This window comes from Pseudomonas sp. NPDC087358, from assembly GCF_044900785.1.
In the GTDB taxonomy this organism is placed as follows: domain Bacteria; phylum Pseudomonadota; class Gammaproteobacteria; order Pseudomonadales; family Pseudomonadaceae; genus Aquipseudomonas.
Genome location: NZ_JBJDOA010000002.1, coordinates 508,074 through 524,943 on the forward strand (window position 1 = coordinate 508,074; position 16,870 = coordinate 524,943).

General features: G+C 60.5%; 14 protein-coding genes. 8 read left to right on the forward strand and 6 right to left on the reverse strand.

Going from position 1 to position 16,870, the window contains the following annotated elements:
• Positions 1-228: 228 nt before the first annotated feature.
• Together ACI2KS_RS06005 and ACI2KS_RS06010 are read right to left on the reverse strand one after the other, a co-directional pair.
• Entirely contained in the window at positions 229-1,842 is a 1,614-nt protein-coding gene (locus ACI2KS_RS06005; RefSeq protein WP_404618138.1) for an FMN-binding glutamate synthase family protein, read from the reverse strand.
• An 86-nt stretch (positions 1,843-1,928) separates the two neighbouring features.
• The gene (locus ACI2KS_RS06010) at positions 1,929-2,741 is read right to left on the reverse strand and encodes a response regulator transcription factor (RefSeq protein WP_404618140.1); all 813 of its coding nucleotides are present in this window, start codon (positions 2,739-2,741) and stop codon (positions 1,929-1,931) included.
• Positions 2,742-2,875: 134 nt separating this feature from the next.
• On the opposite strand from ACI2KS_RS06010, the gene ACI2KS_RS06015 reads away from it, so the two are divergent.
• Entirely contained in the window at positions 2,876-3,691 is an 816-nt protein-coding gene (locus ACI2KS_RS06015) for a carbon-nitrogen hydrolase family protein (protein ID WP_404618142.1), read from the forward strand.
• A gap of 123 nt (positions 3,692-3,814) precedes the next feature.
• Complete coding sequence (locus ACI2KS_RS06020; protein ID WP_404618144.1) at positions 3,815-5,140, forward strand: APC family permease; 1,326 nt, start codon at positions 3,815-3,817, stop codon at positions 5,138-5,140.
• Positions 5,141-5,246: 106 nt separating this feature from the next.
• Here ACI2KS_RS06020 and ACI2KS_RS06025 read toward each other — a convergent pair whose 3' ends face one another.
• Positions 5,247-5,609, reverse strand: coding sequence for a hypothetical protein (locus ACI2KS_RS06025; protein WP_404618146.1), 363 nt, complete (start codon positions 5,607-5,609; stop codon positions 5,247-5,249).
• Positions 5,610-5,804: 195 nt separating this feature from the next.
• Here ACI2KS_RS06025 and ACI2KS_RS06030 point away from each other — a divergent pair, with 195 nt between their 5' ends.
• The 3 genes from ACI2KS_RS06030 to ACI2KS_RS06040 all read left to right on the forward strand — a co-directional run bounded on the left by ACI2KS_RS06030 (position 5,805) and on the right by ACI2KS_RS06040 (position 7,726).
• A complete protein-coding gene (locus ACI2KS_RS06030) occupies positions 5,805-6,071 on the forward strand; it encodes a type B 50S ribosomal protein L31 (protein WP_404618148.1) in 267 nt (88 codons plus the stop codon).
• 165 nt (positions 6,072-6,236) lie between these two features.
• Positions 6,237-7,328, forward strand: a complete 1,092-nt coding sequence (gene ddlA, locus ACI2KS_RS06035) for a D-alanine--D-alanine ligase (RefSeq protein ID WP_404618150.1) — start codon at positions 6,237-6,239, stop codon at positions 7,326-7,328.
• Entirely contained in the window at positions 7,325-7,726 is a 402-nt protein-coding gene (locus ACI2KS_RS06040) for an NUDIX domain-containing protein (RefSeq protein ID WP_404618152.1), read from the forward strand. Before ddlA ends, ACI2KS_RS06040 begins: the two co-directional genes overlap by 4 nt.
• 320 nt (positions 7,727-8,046) lie before the next feature.
• Here the strand turns inward: ACI2KS_RS06040 and metR are convergent, their stop codons facing one another.
• Positions 8,047-8,964, reverse strand: coding sequence for a transcriptional regulator MetR (gene metR, locus ACI2KS_RS06045; RefSeq protein ID WP_404618154.1), 918 nt, complete (start codon positions 8,962-8,964; stop codon positions 8,047-8,049).
• A gap of 108 nt (positions 8,965-9,072) precedes the next feature.
• On the opposite strand from metR, the gene metE reads away from it, so the two are divergent.
• The 3 genes from metE to ACI2KS_RS06060 all read left to right on the forward strand — a co-directional run bounded on the left by metE (position 9,073) and on the right by ACI2KS_RS06060 (position 13,429).
• Entirely contained in the window at positions 9,073-11,385 is a 2,313-nt protein-coding gene (gene metE, locus ACI2KS_RS06050) for a 5-methyltetrahydropteroyltriglutamate--homocysteine S-methyltransferase (RefSeq protein WP_404618156.1), read from the forward strand.
• Between the two features lie 223 nt (positions 11,386-11,608).
• A complete protein-coding gene (locus tag ACI2KS_RS06055) occupies positions 11,609-12,601 on the forward strand; it encodes an alpha/beta fold hydrolase (protein ID WP_404618158.1) in 993 nt (330 codons plus the stop codon).
• Positions 12,602-12,760: 159 nt separating this feature from the next.
• Complete coding sequence (locus ACI2KS_RS06060) at positions 12,761-13,429, forward strand: DsbA family oxidoreductase (protein ID WP_404618160.1); 669 nt, start codon at positions 12,761-12,763, stop codon at positions 13,427-13,429.
• A gap of 268 nt (positions 13,430-13,697) precedes the next feature.
• Here ACI2KS_RS06060 and ACI2KS_RS06065 read toward each other — a convergent pair whose 3' ends face one another.
• Both ACI2KS_RS06065 and ACI2KS_RS06070 read right to left on the reverse strand, forming a co-directional pair.
• Complete coding sequence (locus tag ACI2KS_RS06065; protein WP_404618162.1) at positions 13,698-15,095, reverse strand: sigma-54-dependent transcriptional regulator; 1,398 nt, start codon at positions 15,093-15,095, stop codon at positions 13,698-13,700.
• Positions 15,092-16,861: an ATP-binding protein gene (locus ACI2KS_RS06070; protein ID WP_404618164.1), complete on the reverse strand. Its 1,770-nt coding sequence runs from the start codon at positions 16,859-16,861 to the stop codon at positions 15,092-15,094. Before ACI2KS_RS06070 ends, ACI2KS_RS06065 begins: the two co-directional genes overlap by 4 nt.
• Between the last annotated feature and the right edge of the window lie 9 nt (positions 16,862-16,870).

Consider the following 16,870-nt stretch of genomic DNA (forward strand, 5'->3'; position numbering starts at 1 on the left):
ATGTTGATTCGCAGGCTTCGTTCAACGCCGCCAGCAGGGGCTGATCGGCGGCGCGCAGGGTGCCGTGTTTAAACGTCAATTGCAAAACGCGGGTATTACAGAATGTCTCAGCTTTATCGCTGATCGGGCATGAAACGCCTGATACAGCTGTTTGTCTGCCGGCGTTGGCGGGCAGAATTCGCCTTCGCCGGCAGTAGTGGTTCAGAGATTCAAACTCGACTGGCGCGATCAATCAATGTCATTAGGCTCAAAACTGTCGGCCCGCGCCATGCGCCACATGCGCGAGTAGAAGCTGTCGTCGACAATGCCATTGAGCAACTGGCCCGGCTGCAGGAACACGTGGGATTGGGAAAACTGTTTGATCTCGGTGGCCGACATGCGACGGACCAGATGCTTGGCTTCCAGTTGATCGGGTGAGTCCAGGCCTGCGGCGGCGAGCATTTCGGCCAGGGCGTGCAAGGTGTTGCGGTGGAAGTTGGCCACGCGCTGGGCTTTGTCCGGCACCACCAGGGCGCGTTGGCGCAGCGGATCCTGGGTTGCGACGCCGGTCGGGCATTTATTGGTGTGGCAGCTTTGCGACTGGATACAGCCGATGGCGAACATGAAGCCGCGGGCCGAGTTGGCCCAGTCGGCGCCGATCGACAGCACGCTGGCGATGTCGAAGGCGCTGACGATTTTGCCGCTGGCGCCGAGCTTGATCTTGTCGCGCAGGTTCAGGCCGATCAAGGTGTTGTGCACGAACAACAGGCCTTCGCGCATCGGCACGCCCATGTGGTCGGTGAACTCAACAGGCGCCGCGCCGGTGCCACCTTCGGTGCCATCAACCACAATGAAATCAGGCAGGATGCCGGTTTCCATCATGGCCTTGGCGATGCCCATGAACTCCCACGGGTGGCCCAGACAAAACTTGAAGCCCACCGGTTTGCCGCCCGACAGCTCGCGCAATTGAGCGATGAACTGCATCATTTCGTACGGCGTGGAAAATGCGCTGTGCCGGGATGGCGAAATGCAGTCTTCACCCATCGGGATGCCCCGGGTGTCGGCGATTTCCCGAGTCACCTTGTGCTTGGGCAAGATGCCGCCATGGCCCGGCTTGGCGCCTTGGCTCATCTTGATTTCGATCATCCGTACCTGCGGATCCTGCGCCTGTCTGGCGAAACGCTCAGGGTCGAAGCGGCCGTCTTCAGTGCGGCAACCAAAGTAACCGCTGCCCAGCTCCCAGGTCAGATCGCCGCCGTTTTCACGGTGGTAAGGGCTGATGCTGCCTTCGCCGGTGTCGTGGGCGAAATTGCCCAGTTTTGCCCCGCGGTTCAGCGCGCGAATGGCGTTGGCGCTGAGCGAACCGAAACTCATGGCCGAAATGTTGAAGATCGATGCCGAGTAGGGCTGTGTGCACTGCGGCCCGCCGACGGTGACGCGGAACAGGTTCGGATCGGCCAGCGGCGCCGGGCGCATCGAGTGACTGATGAATTCGAAACCGGTCTGGTAAACATCGATCAGGGTGCCGAACGGCTTGTCGGCCGATTCATTCTTGGCCCGCGCATACACCAGCGAGCGCTGGGCGCGGGAGAAGGGCAGGGCGTCGCTGTCGGCTTCGAGCAGGTACTGGCGGATTTCCGGGCGGATGGTTTCGACCGCGTAACGGATGTTTCCCAGAATCGGGTAGTTGCGACGGATCGAATGCGGCACCTGGAGCAGGTCGAAAATGCCGATCAAGCTCAATATCGCGGTGGCCAGGGTGAACGGCCATAGCCACTCATGGTGCAGGAACGGAAGGCTGAACAGCGTGAACAGCACGCAGCCGACGAACACGGCATAGCGACTTAATAGGGAAAAACTCATGGGCGATCCTGTAGGTCTTCACACGGTTGATGTCATTAGCGGTGGCGCTGTACCGCGCCTTTTCTTCGGCAAGACGTTGCTTGGCTTCAGGCGCTCTGCGCCTGAAGAAAGATCGAAAACAGCTCGGACTGGGATTTGATTCCAAGTTTGCTGTAGATGTGTTTCTTGTGAACCCGCACGGTTTCCGCAGAAATTTCCAGCTTGCGCGCGATCTCCTTGCTGGAGCAGCCGCTGAGCATCAGGCGGCCCACGTCCAGCTCCCGGGAAGTCAATTGAGCACCACGGCTCTGCTGCACCGAAGCCTCCAGCTGCGTGCGCCAGTCATTGGTTGGCAGCTGAGCGGCCACCGGTTCCTGGTCAGACGCTGTGTCCATCAGCTCGTAGGGCAGTCGTTGGCGTAGCAGGGCGGTGATCCATGGCTGGATCATCGACAACAGTGCGATCTGTTCGACGCTGAAACGCAGGGTCGAACCCAGTGACAGGCAAAGGGTGCGGTCGTTGTCCAGTTGGCAATTGAACTGGATTTCATCGGCCACGACATTCAGGCGAAAGTAGCGCTGGTAATACTCGGTCAGTTCGAAGTGCTCCGGTGCGACCTCGGCCAGTCGGAACAGACCGCTCTGCGAGCGCTCGCGGCTGGCGATATAGAAGGGGTCGAGTAGATACAGCCCCTTGAGATAATCCTGAAACAACTGATCCGGGCTGCCGTCTTCGGCGGGGCATTCGGCGAATACCTGCGGGCGCTGGCCGGAGCTGAATTGCAGCGCCACCCAACTATCGAAACTGACGTATTGATCGAGCAGGCGCACCAGTTGAGCCCAGAAGTTCGGCCGGTCCAGCGCGTCGATCAACTGCGCGACCGAGCGATGCCAGGCGATGTCCTGAAGTGCGATTGTCATTGAACTACCCCTATTGGGTTACTACAGCTGCGTAATACCCCGTAACACATGCTGATGCGCATACTGCCCGCAGAGCCAATCATCAGGCCAGCATTTTGTGCCCGATGGGCAATGTGACTCGATAAGGAGAACCCATGAAGGTCGAACTAGCGCAACTGGCAGGCCAGGATAGCGACACCGTCAACAACCTGCGTCGCGCATTGGCGGCGATTGCCGCCTGCGCCAGCGATACGCAGCTGATCGTATTCCCGGAAACCTACCTGATGGGTTTTCCAGCGGTGGACACCGTGGCCAGGGTCGCGGAGCCGCTAGACGGCCCTGCGGTGCAAGCGATTGAGCAGGCCGCACGTGAACGCAACATCGCCGTGGTGATCGGCTTTGCAGAAAACGATAACGGCACGTTCTACAACACCACGCTTCTGATCACCCCCCAAGGCATTGCCCTGCGTTATCGCAAAACCCATCTGTGGCCGTCGGAGCGCGGTGTGTTCCAGGCTGGCGACCGGTTTGCCACCTGTGAGTGGAACGGCGTGCGCATCGGCCTGTTGATCTGCTACGACATCGAATTCCCCGAGACCGCCCGGGCCCTCGCGCAACTGGGCGCCGAGCTGATCATCGTCACCAACGGCAACATGGACCCTTACGGCCCGACCCACCGCACCGCAATTATGGCCCGCGCGCAGGAAAACCAGGCCTTGGCGCTGATGGTCAATCGTGTGGGGGCGGGCACAGGTGAACTGGTCTTCGCGGGCGGCAGTACCCTGGTCGATCCGTTTGGCACCCTGTTGCACGAGGCCGGGCGCGAGGAATGCCAGTTCAGGGTCGAACTGGACTTCAGTCAGCTGGCCGCTGCGCGTGCGGATTACCGGTATCTCAACGACCAGCGAATCCGCTTGCCCGGTGAAGTCATCGAACATGCCGATGGCCGTCGTGAACTGCTGATTGGCTAACCCCGCTCGATGGAACGCTCGCGCAGCACAGGCGGGAGCGATCCACGCTTTACCCATAAAAACAGTTTTTGTTCTGCCGTAGTTTTCTCTGCCATAAAACCAATAATCCCGGAGTAACCGCTCATGGCTCGTCTGCAACGTACCCTTTCACTAGGGGCGGTGGTGCTGTTCGGCATCGCTTATATGACCCCGACCGTTGTCCTGGCGACATTCGGTATTCTCGCGACATCAACCAACGGCATGGTGCCTGCGGCTTATCTGGCGGCGTTGATCCCGATGTTCTTCACCGCCTTGAGCTATGGCCACATGGCGGCGGCTTTCCCGGTTGCCGGTTCGGCCTATAGCTATGTGCGCAAGGCCATCAGTCCCAAGCTGGGCTTTCTTGCCGGTTGGGCGGTGTTGCTCGACTACCTGTTCCTGCCCATGGCCATCTGGCTGATCGGCGCGGCATACCTGGGTTCTGCCTTCCCTTCAGTGCCGCAACCGGTCTGGGTACTGGCGTTCATTGTCATCACCAGCGTGATCAATATCGTGGGGCTGAAGCTGGCCAACACCGTGAGCGCGTTGCTGATGCTGGTTCAAATGTTGGTGCTGGTGGCGTTCGTGGTGCTGTGCATCCATTACATCGGTGGTGATGCGAGCACGCCGTTGTGGACGTTGACGCCATTCATCTCCGGCGACATGAAAATGCCCTTGATCATGGGCGGGTCGGCGATTGCCTGCTACTCGTTCCTGGGTTTCGATGCAGTCAGCACCTTGACCGAGGAAACCAAGGATCCGGTGCGCACCATTCCTCGCGCGATCATGTTGATTACATTGATCGGCGGTTTGATTTTCATCGTCGTGTCGTACTTCGTACAGTTGGCGCACCCCTCGATCGTGTTCGAAAACTCCGATTCGGCGGCTTATGAAATCGCCAGGAACATCGGCGGCGACCTGTTCGTGAGTTTCTTCATGATCGGCATGGTCGTAGGCCAGTTCGCCTCGGGCCTTGCGGCACAAGCCAGCGGTTCACGCCTGCTCTATGCAATGGGCCGGGATGGTGTGCTCTCGGCGTCATTCTTCGGACGGGTGAGCGAGCGTTTCGGCACGCCGGTCAACAGCATCATATTGTGCGGCGTGGTGGCATTGATGGCGCTGAAGCTGGACGTGACGACCTCGACCTCATTCATCAACTTCGGTGCTTTCCTCGCTTTTACCCTAGTCAATGTGTCGGTGATCTTCCACTACTGGATCGGCGCCAAAAACCGCGGGTTGCGCGAGCTGATACTGTTTTTGATCTTCCCGCTCATTGGTGCGGTTGCGTGTCTGTGGCTGATGGTAAGCCTGGACCGAATGGCAATCGTCCTGGGCCTGAGCTGGCTGGCCGTGGGTATTGTCTACCTGGCCTGGCTCACCGGCGGTTTCCGTCGTCAGCCACCTGAGATGGACTTTCAGGAAGCGGCGTGACGAAAAACACGGCGCGCTGCAATGGCGCGCCCTGTTTTATCGGTTGGATGCTATCGGTTGGATGCTATCGATTGGAAGCTGTGCTCGAGAAGTCGATCCTCCTGCCTCACTGAGGCTCAGGCATCGGCTTGCGTTCAAGGGTCTGGCTGACCATTCGAAAAATGTCCTGCTGCCCTTCCTCGCTGCAGCTGCGGATCTGTTGCAGCATGTCCCGCTCTCTGGGGGACAGCGCAATGTAATCCCATTCGCAGGCCTGACGCATGAAGCTGTCCTGGCCATTGACCGGTACGGCGTCGTCGGCTGCTTCGTGCAGCGCCTCGACCAGTGGCTCAAGCTTCTCGGCCAGCAGAGGGCGGTCCAGCGAGGCAGTGCCCTGGATATAGCGTTGCAGTTGATTCAGGGCGCTTCGGGCATCGACCAGCCGCATGTGGCCGGGAATGGTCAGTTCATAACGATCGATCAAGTCCATCGCACAACCTCCTTGTAATGGTTTCATTCCGTTCCCGATTGCAGGGGGAGCTTTTTGCAGCGGCGCGAACATTAGCGGCACTTCTGGCGTCAGCAAAGACCAAAGTTGTAACCGTTACAAAAAAGCAGGCGGTTGAACTTTTGCGTATTGTTACTGTATAACGTATTACATGATCACTTGAATCTGGAGAGCGCCATGAAAGCCGATATCCATCCCGACTACCGCACAGTGCTGTTCCACGACACCGCCGCCGATGTGTATTTCCTCATCGGCTCAACCGTCGATACGGACCGCACGCTCAAGCACACCGATGGCAACACCTACCCTTACGTTGCACTCGACGTCTCCAGTGCCTCGCATCCGATGTACACCGGGCAGCAACGCAAGACCACCACCGAAGGCCGCATCGCAGGCTTCAACAAACGCTTTGCCACCTTCGGGTCCGCTGCCAAGAAAGACTGATGCTGGTTGCACCTCCCGCGCCTGGGCTGCCATTGATGGTCAGCCCGCTGCGCGGGTTTTTTTCGCCCTTTCTGGCTGCATTGTGTCCACCGCATGGCCCCGGCACTGGACTAAAGACGCAAATTGCTTTTAGCTCTGCGACCTGAAATCCAGGAGCGTCCCCCTTTGAAAAAGTCAGTCGCCATCGTTTTCGGTGGGCAATCCTCCGAGCATGAAGTGTCGTTGCAATCGGCACGCAACGTGATCAATGCGATTGATCGCAATAACTACTACATCACCTTGATCGGCATCGATAAACAAGGCCATTGGCTGCGCTTCGACGAGCGTGATTACCTGCACAATCCTGCCGACCCTGCGCACATCAGGCTCAGCGAGTCGGGCCGTCTGCTGTCGCTGACGCCGGGCAGCAAAGGGCCACAGTTCGTCGAAGTGCAGACCGGCCTGGAGGTGCCGCGCATCGACGTGGTGTTCCCGCTGATTCACGGCAGCTGCGGAGAAGATGGCACGCTGCAGGGCCTGTTGCGCCTGCTCGACATCCCGTTCGTGGGGCCCGATGTACTGGGTTCGGCCGTGTGCATGGACAAGGACGTAACCAAGCGTCTGCTGCGCGATGCCGGTATTGCCGTGGCGCCGTTCGTGGTCCTGCACCGTGGCGAGTCGGTGGATTTCCTCAGCGTTTCGGCGCAGTTGGGTTTGCCGCTGTTCGTCAAACCGGCCAGTCAGGGTTCCTCCGTGGGCGTGAGCAAAGTCACCGACGAGGCCAGCTACTCGGCGGCCTTGAAGCTGGCGTTCGACTACGACAACAAGGTGCTGATCGAGCAGGGCATTGTCGGTCGCGAAGTGGAGTGCGCCGTGCTGGGCAACCATGACCCGAAGGTCAGCGTGTGCGGCGAAGTCGTGGCCAACGACGAGTTCTACGCCTATGACACCAAGTACCTGAACGATGGCCAGGCGCGCATCGCCATCCCGGCCGAGCTAGCAGAAGACCTCAGTGACCAAGTGCGTGAAGTCGCTTTGCAAGCCTATCGCGTGCTGGGCTGTGCAGGCCTGTCGCGGGTGGACTTCTTCGTCACCCAAACTCGGCAAATCATCATCAATGAGGTCAACACCTTGCCGGGGTTCACCTCGATCAGCATGTACCCCAAACTCTGGCAGGCCAGCGGCCTGAGCTATCCCGAACTGATTGATCGGCTCATCGTGCTGGCACTGGAGCGCGCTGAAGAAAGCCGTGCCCTGAAAACCGAGGTGGTGCTGTGAAGGTCATTCGCATCGCCGCTGCCTTGCTGATCGGTGCCGACGGCCGGACCCTGCTGGTGCGCAAGCGCGGGACGCAGGCGTTCATGCAGCCGGGCGGCAAGATCGACGCTGGAGAGTCGCCGGTCGATGCGCTGGCGCGGGAGCTGCATGAAGAACTGGGGCTGCGGATCGACCCGCAAGAGGCGCAGTTTCTCGGTGAGTTCAGCGCGGTGGCGGCCAACGAGCCGGGTTTTGAGGTGAACTGCCAGCTCTATCGGTTGGCGGTGGCACATGAAGTCCTGCCGGCGGCGGAAATAGAAGAAATTGTCTGGGTCGATGCCGGCAAAGTCGATCATCTGCAGCTGGCACCGCTGACCCGGGATTCGATCCTGCCGTTGTATCGGAAGTTGGCGGTTTGAGCTTTTGATTTGGGCCCAAAGGCCAGGCGGGCTCTACGGTTGACTGCAAACGGGGAGTGCGTGGAACAATCAGATTCTTCGCGCGGATACACCACCTGTGGGAGCCAGCAAGCCAGGCTCCCACGGCCTGCGGCCGGAATCAAAAGCAGGCGCGCTACGGAGGGATCATTCCCACGCTCCGCGTGGGAATGCAGCCCGTGACGCTTCGCGTCACCCAGCAGGCGACACGGATCGTCTGGCGAAGTGCTACCAGGCGGAGCGTGGGAGCGATCAAGCGTTGGTCGTCCTGGCTCGTAAGCTCGCCCGTGTTGCATTTGCTTTCAGCGTACCGCGCTCACCCCATCGAGCGTCGAGAATGATGTGTCCTTGGCCGTCAGCAAGAAGTCGCGCATGTACGGCGCATCCAGCATGTCCGCGCGAATTGCTGCGTACAGCGTGGCGAACAGACCCTTCTCACCCAGCCGCTTGGCTTTCACGTAACCGCGTGAGCTGTATTCATGCAGCGCCCAGTGCGGCATCCCACACACGCCACGGCCGCTGGCGACAAGTTGCATCATCATCACCGTCAGCTCCGAGGTCCTTACCTGAGCCGGCTCGATGTCCGCCGGCTCCAGAAAGCGGGTGAATATATCCAGCCGGTCGCGCTCGACCGGGTAAGTGATCAGGGTTTCGCTGGCCAGATCCTCCGGCACCACGAAAGGCTTGCTCGCCAGTGCATGCTGATTGGCCACGGCCAGCATCGCCTCATAGGTGAACAGCGGCACATAGGTAATGCCTGCCAGATCCAGCGGATCCGACGTCACCACCAGATCCAGATCGCCACGGGCCAGCGCTGGCAGCGGCGCGAACGCAAAGCCCGACGCCAGGTCCAGTTCCACTTCCGGCCAGGCATCGCGGAACTGGTCGATGGTCGGCATCAGCCACTGAAAGCAGCTGTGGCACTCGATCGCCATGTGCAGACGCCCGGCCACCCCGCCCGCCAGACGAGAGATATCCCGTTCGGCATGGCGCAGTTGCGGCAGCACCGAATCCGCCAGTTGCAGCAGGCGTAAACCGGCGCTGGTGAAACGCACCGGTTTGGTCTTGCGCACGAACAGCGGCATGCCCATGCGCTCTTCCAGTTCCTTGAACTGGTGGGACAGCGCCGACTGAGTCAGATGCAGACGATCGGCTGCATCCACCAGGCTGTCGGCCTCGCGCAACGCGTGCAGGGTTTTGAGGTGGCGTATTTCCAGCACCGTGACGGCTCCATGAATGAATTTTGTGATCAACACGAAAACAATGAGTTTGTCTCATGTAGGGGGCGGTGTCGACAATGGCGCCATAATTTGAAAGGAGTAGTTGTCATGGCCCTTGCCCATAACCTTGGATTTCCGCGCATCGGCGCTGACCGCGAACTGAAAAAAGCCCTGGAAGCCTACTGGAAGGGCGATCTTGATCAGGCTGGCTTGCAAGCCGTCGGGCGTGACTTGCGCGCCACTCACTGGCAATTGCAGAAAGACGCCGGCATCGACTTGTTGCCAGTGGGTGATTTCGCCTGGTACGACCAGGTCCTGACTCACTCGCTGACCTTCGGCGTGATCCCTGAGCGCTTCCATCAAGTGCGCAACGATAAAGGCCTGCCGACGCTCGACACGCTGTTCGCCATGGCCCGTGGCGCGAGCAAAGACTGCTGCGGCGCCAGTCATGGCAAGACCCGGCACGCTCAGGAGCTGACCAAGTGGTTCGATACCAACTACCACTATCTGGTCCCGGAATTCACCCAGGACCAACGTTTCAAACTGAGCTGGGAGCAGCTGTTCGAAGAAGTCGACGAAGCCCGCGCCCTGGGTCACACCGTCAAGCCGGTGATCATCGGCCCGCTGACTTACCTGTGGCTGGGCAAGGCCAAGGGGGAAAGCTTCGACAAGCTCGAACTGCTGGACCGACTGCTGCCGATCTATGGCGAGATCCTCGCACGCCTGGCGGGGCAGGGGGTTGAATGGGTGCAGATCGATGAGCCAATCCTCAGTCTGGACCTGCCGCAAGACTGGAAGAACGCCTTCGAACGCGCCTACCACAGCCTGCAATATTCACCACTGAAAAAACTCGTCGCCACCTACTTCGGCGGTCTGCAAGACAACCTCGGACTGGCGGTGTCGTTGCCGGTCGATGGCCTGCACGTCGATCTGGTGCGCGCGCCCGAGCAACTGCCCGCGCTGCTGGACCGCCTGCCAAGTTACAAAGTGCTGTCGCTGGGCGTGGTCAACGGGCGTAACGTCTGGCGCTGCGACCTGAATGCTGCGCGGCAACTGCTGATCGAGGCTCAGTTGCGCTTCGCCGACAATCTGTGGGTCGCCGGTTCCTGCTCACTGCTGCACAGCCCGGTGAACCTTGAGCGCGAAGACCAGCTAGATGCGCAACTGAAAAGCTGGCTGGCGTTCGCTCAGCAGAAATGCGCGGAAATCTCGATCCTCAGCCAGGCGCTGAACGATCCTGACGCTGAGCGCGTACAGGCTGCTTTCGCCCAAAGCCAGGCCGTGCAGTTGAGCCGCAGACAGTCGCCACGCATTCATAGACCTGAGGTGCAGGCGCGCCTGGCGGCCATTACCGCTGCCGACAGTCAGCGCCAGTCGGCATTTGCCGAGCGCATCGAATTGCAGCGTGCGCGTCTGAAACTGCCAGCCTTTCCGACGACTACCATCGGCTCGTTCCCACAGACGGCGTCGATTCGTCTGGCGCGCCAGTCCTGGAAACAGGGCAAATTGTCGGCCAACGACTACAACGACGCGATGCGTGCCGAGATTCGCCACGCAGTAGAAATCCAGGAGCGCCTGGGACTGGACGTGCTGGTGCATGGCGAAGCCGAACGCAACGACATGGTCGAGTACTTCGCCGAGCAACTGGACGGTTATGCCTTCAGCCGTTTCGGCTGGGTGCAGAGTTACGGCTCACGTTGCGTCAAGCCGGCGGTGATTTTCGGTGACCTGAGTCGACCGCAGGCCATGACTGTCAACTGGATCGAATACGCCCAGAGCCTGACCGACAAGGTCATGAAAGGCATGTTGACCGGCCCGGTGACCATGCTGATGTGGTCCTTCCCGCGTGAAGATGTCTCACGCAAAGTCCAGGCGCAGCAACTGGCGCTGGCGATTGGTGACGAAGTGCTCGACCTGGAGAAGGCCGGCATCAAGATCGTGCAGATCGACGAAGCTGCGTTCCGTGAGGGCTTGCCGTTGCGTCGTGCGCAATGGAACGAGTATCTGCAGTGGGCGGTGCAGGCCTTCCGCCTGTGCGCCTCGGGTGTGCGTGACGAAACGCAGATCCACACTCACATGTGCTACAGCGAGTTCAGTGATGTGATCGAGGCCATCGCGGCCATGGATGCCGACGTTATCACCATCGAAACCTCGCGCTCGGACATGCAATTGCTTGAAGCTTTCAAAGCGTTCGACTATCCCAATGACATCGGCCCCGGCGTCTACGACATCCACTCGCCACGGGTGCCGGACAAGGCCGAGATGGTCAAGCTGATGAGCAAGGCGGTGCAGCGTATCCCGGCTGATCGTTTGTGGGTCAACCCTGACTGCGGCCTGAAAACCCGTGGCTGGCCCGAGACTGAGGCGGCGTTGTTGAACATGGTGGCGGCGGCTCGGCAACTGCGCAGCGAACTGGCGTAATGCACTACCACTCGTAGCAGCCCGGCTCGCCGACGGTCGCGATTTGAAGGACGCCACCGCCGGCACGCCGGACGGCTGCAGCGGCGGATGTCGTTCAGTTGCCCAATGGCATTTCCCGACCGTTGGGCCATCTTCATCAAACTGTCACGCAACTGTGGCAGCGCGCTTTGCAAATCTTCATCAGACTCGCGGCCTACTGGGGTTCTGCGGTTCGGTGTTTTTCATGCGGGTTCTATTTTTCCTGGCGGCATTGCTGTGCAGCCTGCCGTCTTTTGCGGCCTCTGGATGTGATATCGACGTTCCCACGCAAGTGGCCGAGCTCGATGAAGTGCATCTGGCGTATCAAAGTATCGGACGTGAGTCGGACCCTGCGCTGCTGCTGGTCATGGGTCTTGGTGGCCAGCTGATTCACTGGCCGGATGAAGTCGTCATCGCCTTGTGCCAACAGGGCTTCAGGGTGATTCGTTACGACAACCGTGATGTCGGCCTGTCGACCTGGGTTCAGGCGCCTGCCAGCGCCAACCTGACCTACGAAGTATTGCGTTACAAGATCGGCCTGCCCGTGTCGGCACCCTATTCGCTGACCGATATGGCGCAGGATGCGCTGGGCCTGATGGACTCGCTGCACGTCCGGCAATTCCATGTGCTCGGCGCCAGCATGGGCGGGATGATTGCGCAGCATCTGGCGGACATGGCGCCCGCACGCGTGGAAAGCCTGACATTGATCATGACCAGCTCCGGTGCACCCGGGCTGCCAATGCCCAGCCCGGCATTGCTGCAATTGCTGGCCCGGCGCGGGGCGCCTGACCGGCAGACCGCCCTTGAGCAACAGGCTGATCTGCTGGCGGCGCTGGGCAGTCCTGAGGTCAAGGATGATCGGCAGGCGCTGCTGCAACAAGCGACTATTTCCTACGACCGTGCGTTCAATCCCGAAGGCGTGAAACGGCAGATCCTGGCGATCCTCGCCGAACCAAGCCGCGTCGAGTTGTTGAATCGCCTGCGTGTGCCGACGCTGGTGGTGCACGGCACTGCTGATCCGTTGCTCCCGGTGATGCACGGGATTCATGTGGCTGCGCACATTCAGGGCAGCCAGTTGAAGCTCATTCCGGGGCTGGCTCACCGGTTTCAGGAAGCGTTCAAGGCGCCATTACTGGGGGCGGTGCTGCCCTATCTGCGTGAGCATCGCGAAGATGCAGCGCATGTGGCGCAACTGTAGGAGACAACGCGATCCCGAAGGAGTGAGCTTGCTCGCGATGGCTTCAGGCCCGCCGATGGGGCTGATCAATCCCGCTCGCGAGCAAGCTCACTCCTACAGGTTTGTGTGTAAGCCTGATCGGCGTATCGTGGCACTTTTCCTCTCTCCCGCGAGGCTGCCATGAGCACTGCGCTGAAAATCGATTTCATCTCCGACGTTTCCTGCCCCTGGTGCATCATCGGATTGCGGGCGCTGGATCTGGCGCTTGAACATCTGGGTGATGAAGTCCAGGCCCGGATCCACTTCCAGCCGTTCGAACTCAACTCCAGGATGCGCCCCGAAGGTCAGGAAATCTTCGAGCACATCGCCGAGAAGTACGGCTCCACCCGCGAGCAATACCTGGCCAACGCCGAGAACATCCGCCAGCGCGGCGCGGAACTGGGTTTTGTCTTCAAACCGGGCGAGCGGCGGATCTACAACACCTTCGATGCTCACCGTCTACTGCACTGGGCAGAACTCGAGGGCAGGCAACAGGCGTTGAAAGAAGCGCTGTTTGCAGCTTATTTCAGCCAGCACGCCGATGTTTCCAGTCATAAGGTGTTGGCCGATATGGCGCAGAAAGCCGGCCTTGATCGCGTCCGTGCCGAAACAGTCCTGACGTCGGGGCAGTACGCCAGCGAGGTGCGCGAACTCGAGCAGCTTTGGGTCTCGCGGGGTGTCAGCTCAGTGCCGACTGTCGTGTTCAACGACCAGTACGCTGTTTCCGGCGGTCAGCCGGTGGATGTGTTCGTCAGTGCCATTCGTCAGATTGTCAGTGAACAATCAAGCGTAGTGGCCCCCGCTCAATGATCGACTAATACCCAGGCGTCAGTGTTGATGGCTTCTGCCCGGAGAGCGTGGGTGTCAGCCGGGGTGGCGCTCCACCTTGCCGACGATCTGGCGCGCAGCGGCAGTAAACCCTGTGAACGCTGTGCACCTGACCCACCGAGCGGTCTGGTTTTACTGCCGGTGCCCGGCAGCTCGTCCGGATGCGGCCCAGAGGCAAGCCCGCTCCTACGGGCCTTCGGCCAGAATCAAAAGCCGGCGGCGGATGCCCAGTCTTTAGCTTGGTTTCTGTTCATCGCACAATCTTGTCCACATGGATCTCCAGCTTCTTGAGCCGGTACCAGAAGCTGCGTTCGGAGATGCCGATCAGTTGGGCGGCGGCCGCCTGCACGCCGTTGCTCGCTTGCAGCGCTGCGAGGATGTAGGCTTTTTCCACCTCGGCCAATGCTGCATCCAGGTCCGTGGGAATGCCCGCGCCGTCGCTCAGGATGCTCGCCGCCGAGCCGTCCAGCGGCCTTGAGCCGAACAGATAGGCAGGCAGGTCGGATTCTTCGATGGTCGCGGTGGAGGCCACGATGGTTGCGCGCTCGACGCAGTTCTGCAGCTCGCGGATGTTGCCCGGCCAAGGGTAGTTGGTCATCGCCAGCAAGGCTTCAGGGCTGAAGCCTGCGATGCGCTTGCCCGCCGTGGCGCCCAGAATATGCGCAAAATGCCGGGCCAGCGCGGGGATGTCCTCGACCCGCTCGCGCAAGGCAGGCAGTGGAATCGGGAACACATTCAGGCGGTAATAGAGGTCTTCGCGAAACTCCTTGCGTGCGACCGCTTCGAGCAGGTCCTTGTTGGTCGCGGCGATGACCCGCACATCGACCTTGCGCTCGCGTGGGTCGCCCACCGGCTCGATTACCCGCTCCTGCAAGGCGCGCAGGATCTTGGCTTGCAACGCCAACGGCATGTCGCCGACTTCATCCAGAAACAGCGTGCCTTTGTCGGCCTGCTGAAAGCGCCCGATGCGGTCGGAAACCGCACCGGTGAACGCGCCTTTCTTGTGGCCGAACATCTCGCTTTCCAGCAGGCCTTCGGGGATCGCCGCGCAGTTGACCGCAACGAACGGCTTGTCGGCGCGGTTGCCATGCTTGTGGATGGCGCGGGCGACCATTTCCTTGCCGGTGCCGCTCTCACCGGTGAGCAAAATGGTCGCGCTGCTTTCACGCACTGAATCCACGGCTTGCAACACCCGCCGGAACGCCGGGCTTTCGCCCACCAGGCTGTCGATCTGTTGATGCTCGTCCAGCTCGGCGCGCAGGCGCTGGTTGTCGCGCAGAATGTCGCGAAACTGCAGCGCCTTGTGCACAGTGATGTCCAGCTCGTCGATGTCGAACGGTTTGCTGATGTAGTCGTAGGCGCCGTTGCGCATCGACTGTACGGCGTTCTTGACCGTGCTGTAGGCGGTCATGACGATCACCGGCAGTTGCGCAAAGCGCTGCCTGATCTCGGCCAGCAACTGCGGACCGTCCATGCCCGGCATGCGCCAGTCGGTGATCACCAGATCGATCTCTTCACGCTCCAGCACGGCCAGCGCGTGCAGGCCGTTGCCCGCGGTGAATACCTGAATGTCGTTCTGGCTCAGGGCCGAGGCCAGCAGGTCGCACAGCTTGGGCTCATCGTCGACCACCAGCACGTTGTGGGTCATGCCTGTTCTCCTTCATCGGCCGGCAAGTACAGATGGAACGTGGCGCCGGCGCCTTGTTCGCTGACGCATTCTACGCGGCCGTCGTGGTTTTCCATGATCGAGAACACCTTGGCCAGGCCCAGGCCGGTGCCCGAGGCCTTGGTGGTGACGAAGGGGTTGAAGATACGTTCAGCAATCTCCGGGTCGATGCCAAGCCCTGTGTCGGTAACGCTGATACGGGTGACGCAGCGCTGGTTGTCGGTTTGCCCGTGGGCGATGGTGAGACTCAATCGGCCTCCATCAGGCATGGCATCGATCGCATTCAGAATCAGGTTGAGGCAGGCTTGGGTCAGTTGTCTGGCATCGGCATAAACCGTCGCGCCAGGCGCCTGTTCGTCGATCAGCGCTTGCACGTTATGGGTCGCCAGCTCCGGAGCGCAGAAGCCCAGCACATCCTCCAGCAGCCGGCGCGCCGACTGGGTTGAGCGAATCGGTGCGCTGGGTTTGGCGAAATCGAGGAATTCGGTGATCAGCTCGTTGATGCGGGTCACCTCGGAGATCACGTACTCCAGGTGTCGCATGTCGGTTTCCGGCAGGCTGGCGCGGCGGTGCAGCAGTTGCGTGGCGGTCTTGATGATGCCCAGCGGATTGCGGATCTCGTGGGCCAGGCCCATCGCCACTTCGCCGAGCGTGTGCAGCCGGTCGCGACGACGCAGTTGCGCTTCCAGATGCTGCAGTTGCCGCAGGCGCTCGGTCATATGGTTGAAGGTAACGCTCAACTCGGCCAGTTCATCGCCGCCGATGACCTCGACCTGTTGGTGGTAATCGCCGGCAGTCACCGCACGCACCCCTTCACGCAAGCCTCGCAGCGGGCGGGTCAGGTGCTGGGAAATCAACCAGCCGACACCCAGCGACAGGGCTGAGCCGACCAGCAGGATCGCCAGGAACAGATTGGTCTGGTTGACCAGCCCCACCAGTGTCGAATGCCGCAGCAGGCCACTGAAAATCACCCCCTGCAGCTCGCCGTTGTCATTGAAAATCGGTGAGTACAGCCCGCTGTATCGTGCAGTGGACTGCTCGCTGGCCTGCTTGGTGTCGTGCAGGATAGTTTCGATACGCGCGGGCACTTGCGCGGGGTGGTCTTCGAAGCGCTGGGTGGCGAAGACTTCGCCGAAACCGTCGCTGTTGCGCAGATACAGGCGCAGGTCCAGCGAATGCACGTCAGCGACACTGGTGAGGAAGCTGCTGTCCAGATAAGTGGCGATCACCAGCACGTAATCAACGCCAGCCTGCATCGTATGGAAGGTCGACACCACCGTACCCACCGCATTACCGCCCTCGTGGATGGTCTGCAGCACAGCCTTTGGCGCCAGGCTGATCTGGCTGACGATGTCGTCGGCCGCCGTGGAGAACACCACTTTCTGATCGTCGCTGCGAATCAGCGCCACCACATCGATACCCATGGCCTCAGCGATGTCGCCAATCAGCTTGTCGCGCTTGTTATCGGAGCCGGCATCGGGCCGCGCATAGCGTTCGAACAACTGCGCGACGCGGGCGTTGTTGTGCATGATTTCGGTGGTCTCATCGACCACGATCTTGGTCGATTCCTGCAGCCAGATGCGCACGTTGCTTTCGAATATCTGCGACAGCGTAGTGGCGGCCAGTTCGGCAGCGATCATGGTCGGGATGACGCTGACCAGCCAGAACGCCAGCACCAGTTTGCGCTGCACGCTCCAGCGCGAAAGGGAAAAAAACGATCGAGCAGGGCGTTCCGGGATTTCAGTCATCAATGTTCG

Coding starts and splice junctions, on each gene's coding strand:
- ACI2KS_RS06005 (WP_404618138.1), bottom strand. CDS start 1,842: ATGAGTTTTTCCCTATTAAGTCGCTATGCCGTGTTCGTCGGCTGCGTG.
- ACI2KS_RS06010 (WP_404618140.1), bottom strand. CDS start 2,741: ATGACAATCGCACTTCAGGACATCGCCTGGCATCGCTCGGTCGCGCAG.
- ACI2KS_RS06015 (WP_404618142.1), top strand. CDS start 2,876: ATGAAGGTCGAACTAGCGCAACTGGCAGGCCAGGATAGCGACACCGTC.
- ACI2KS_RS06020 (WP_404618144.1), top strand. CDS start 3,815: ATGGCTCGTCTGCAACGTACCCTTTCACTAGGGGCGGTGGTGCTGTTC.
- ACI2KS_RS06025 (WP_404618146.1), bottom strand. CDS start 5,609: ATGGACTTGATCGATCGTTATGAACTGACCATTCCCGGCCACATGCGG.
- ACI2KS_RS06030 (WP_404618148.1), top strand. CDS start 5,805: ATGAAAGCCGATATCCATCCCGACTACCGCACAGTGCTGTTCCACGAC.
- metE (WP_404618156.1), top strand. CDS start 9,073: ATGGCCCTTGCCCATAACCTTGGATTTCCGCGCATCGGCGCTGACCGC.
- ACI2KS_RS06055 (WP_404618158.1), top strand. CDS start 11,609: ATGCGGGTTCTATTTTTCCTGGCGGCATTGCTGTGCAGCCTGCCGTCT.
- ACI2KS_RS06060 (WP_404618160.1), top strand. CDS start 12,761: ATGAGCACTGCGCTGAAAATCGATTTCATCTCCGACGTTTCCTGCCCC.
- ACI2KS_RS06065 (WP_404618162.1), bottom strand. CDS start 15,095: ATGACCCACAACGTGCTGGTGGTCGACGATGAGCCCAAGCTGTGCGAC.
- ACI2KS_RS06070 (WP_404618164.1), bottom strand. CDS start 16,861: ATGACTGAAATCCCGGAACGCCCTGCTCGATCGTTTTTTTCCCTTTCG.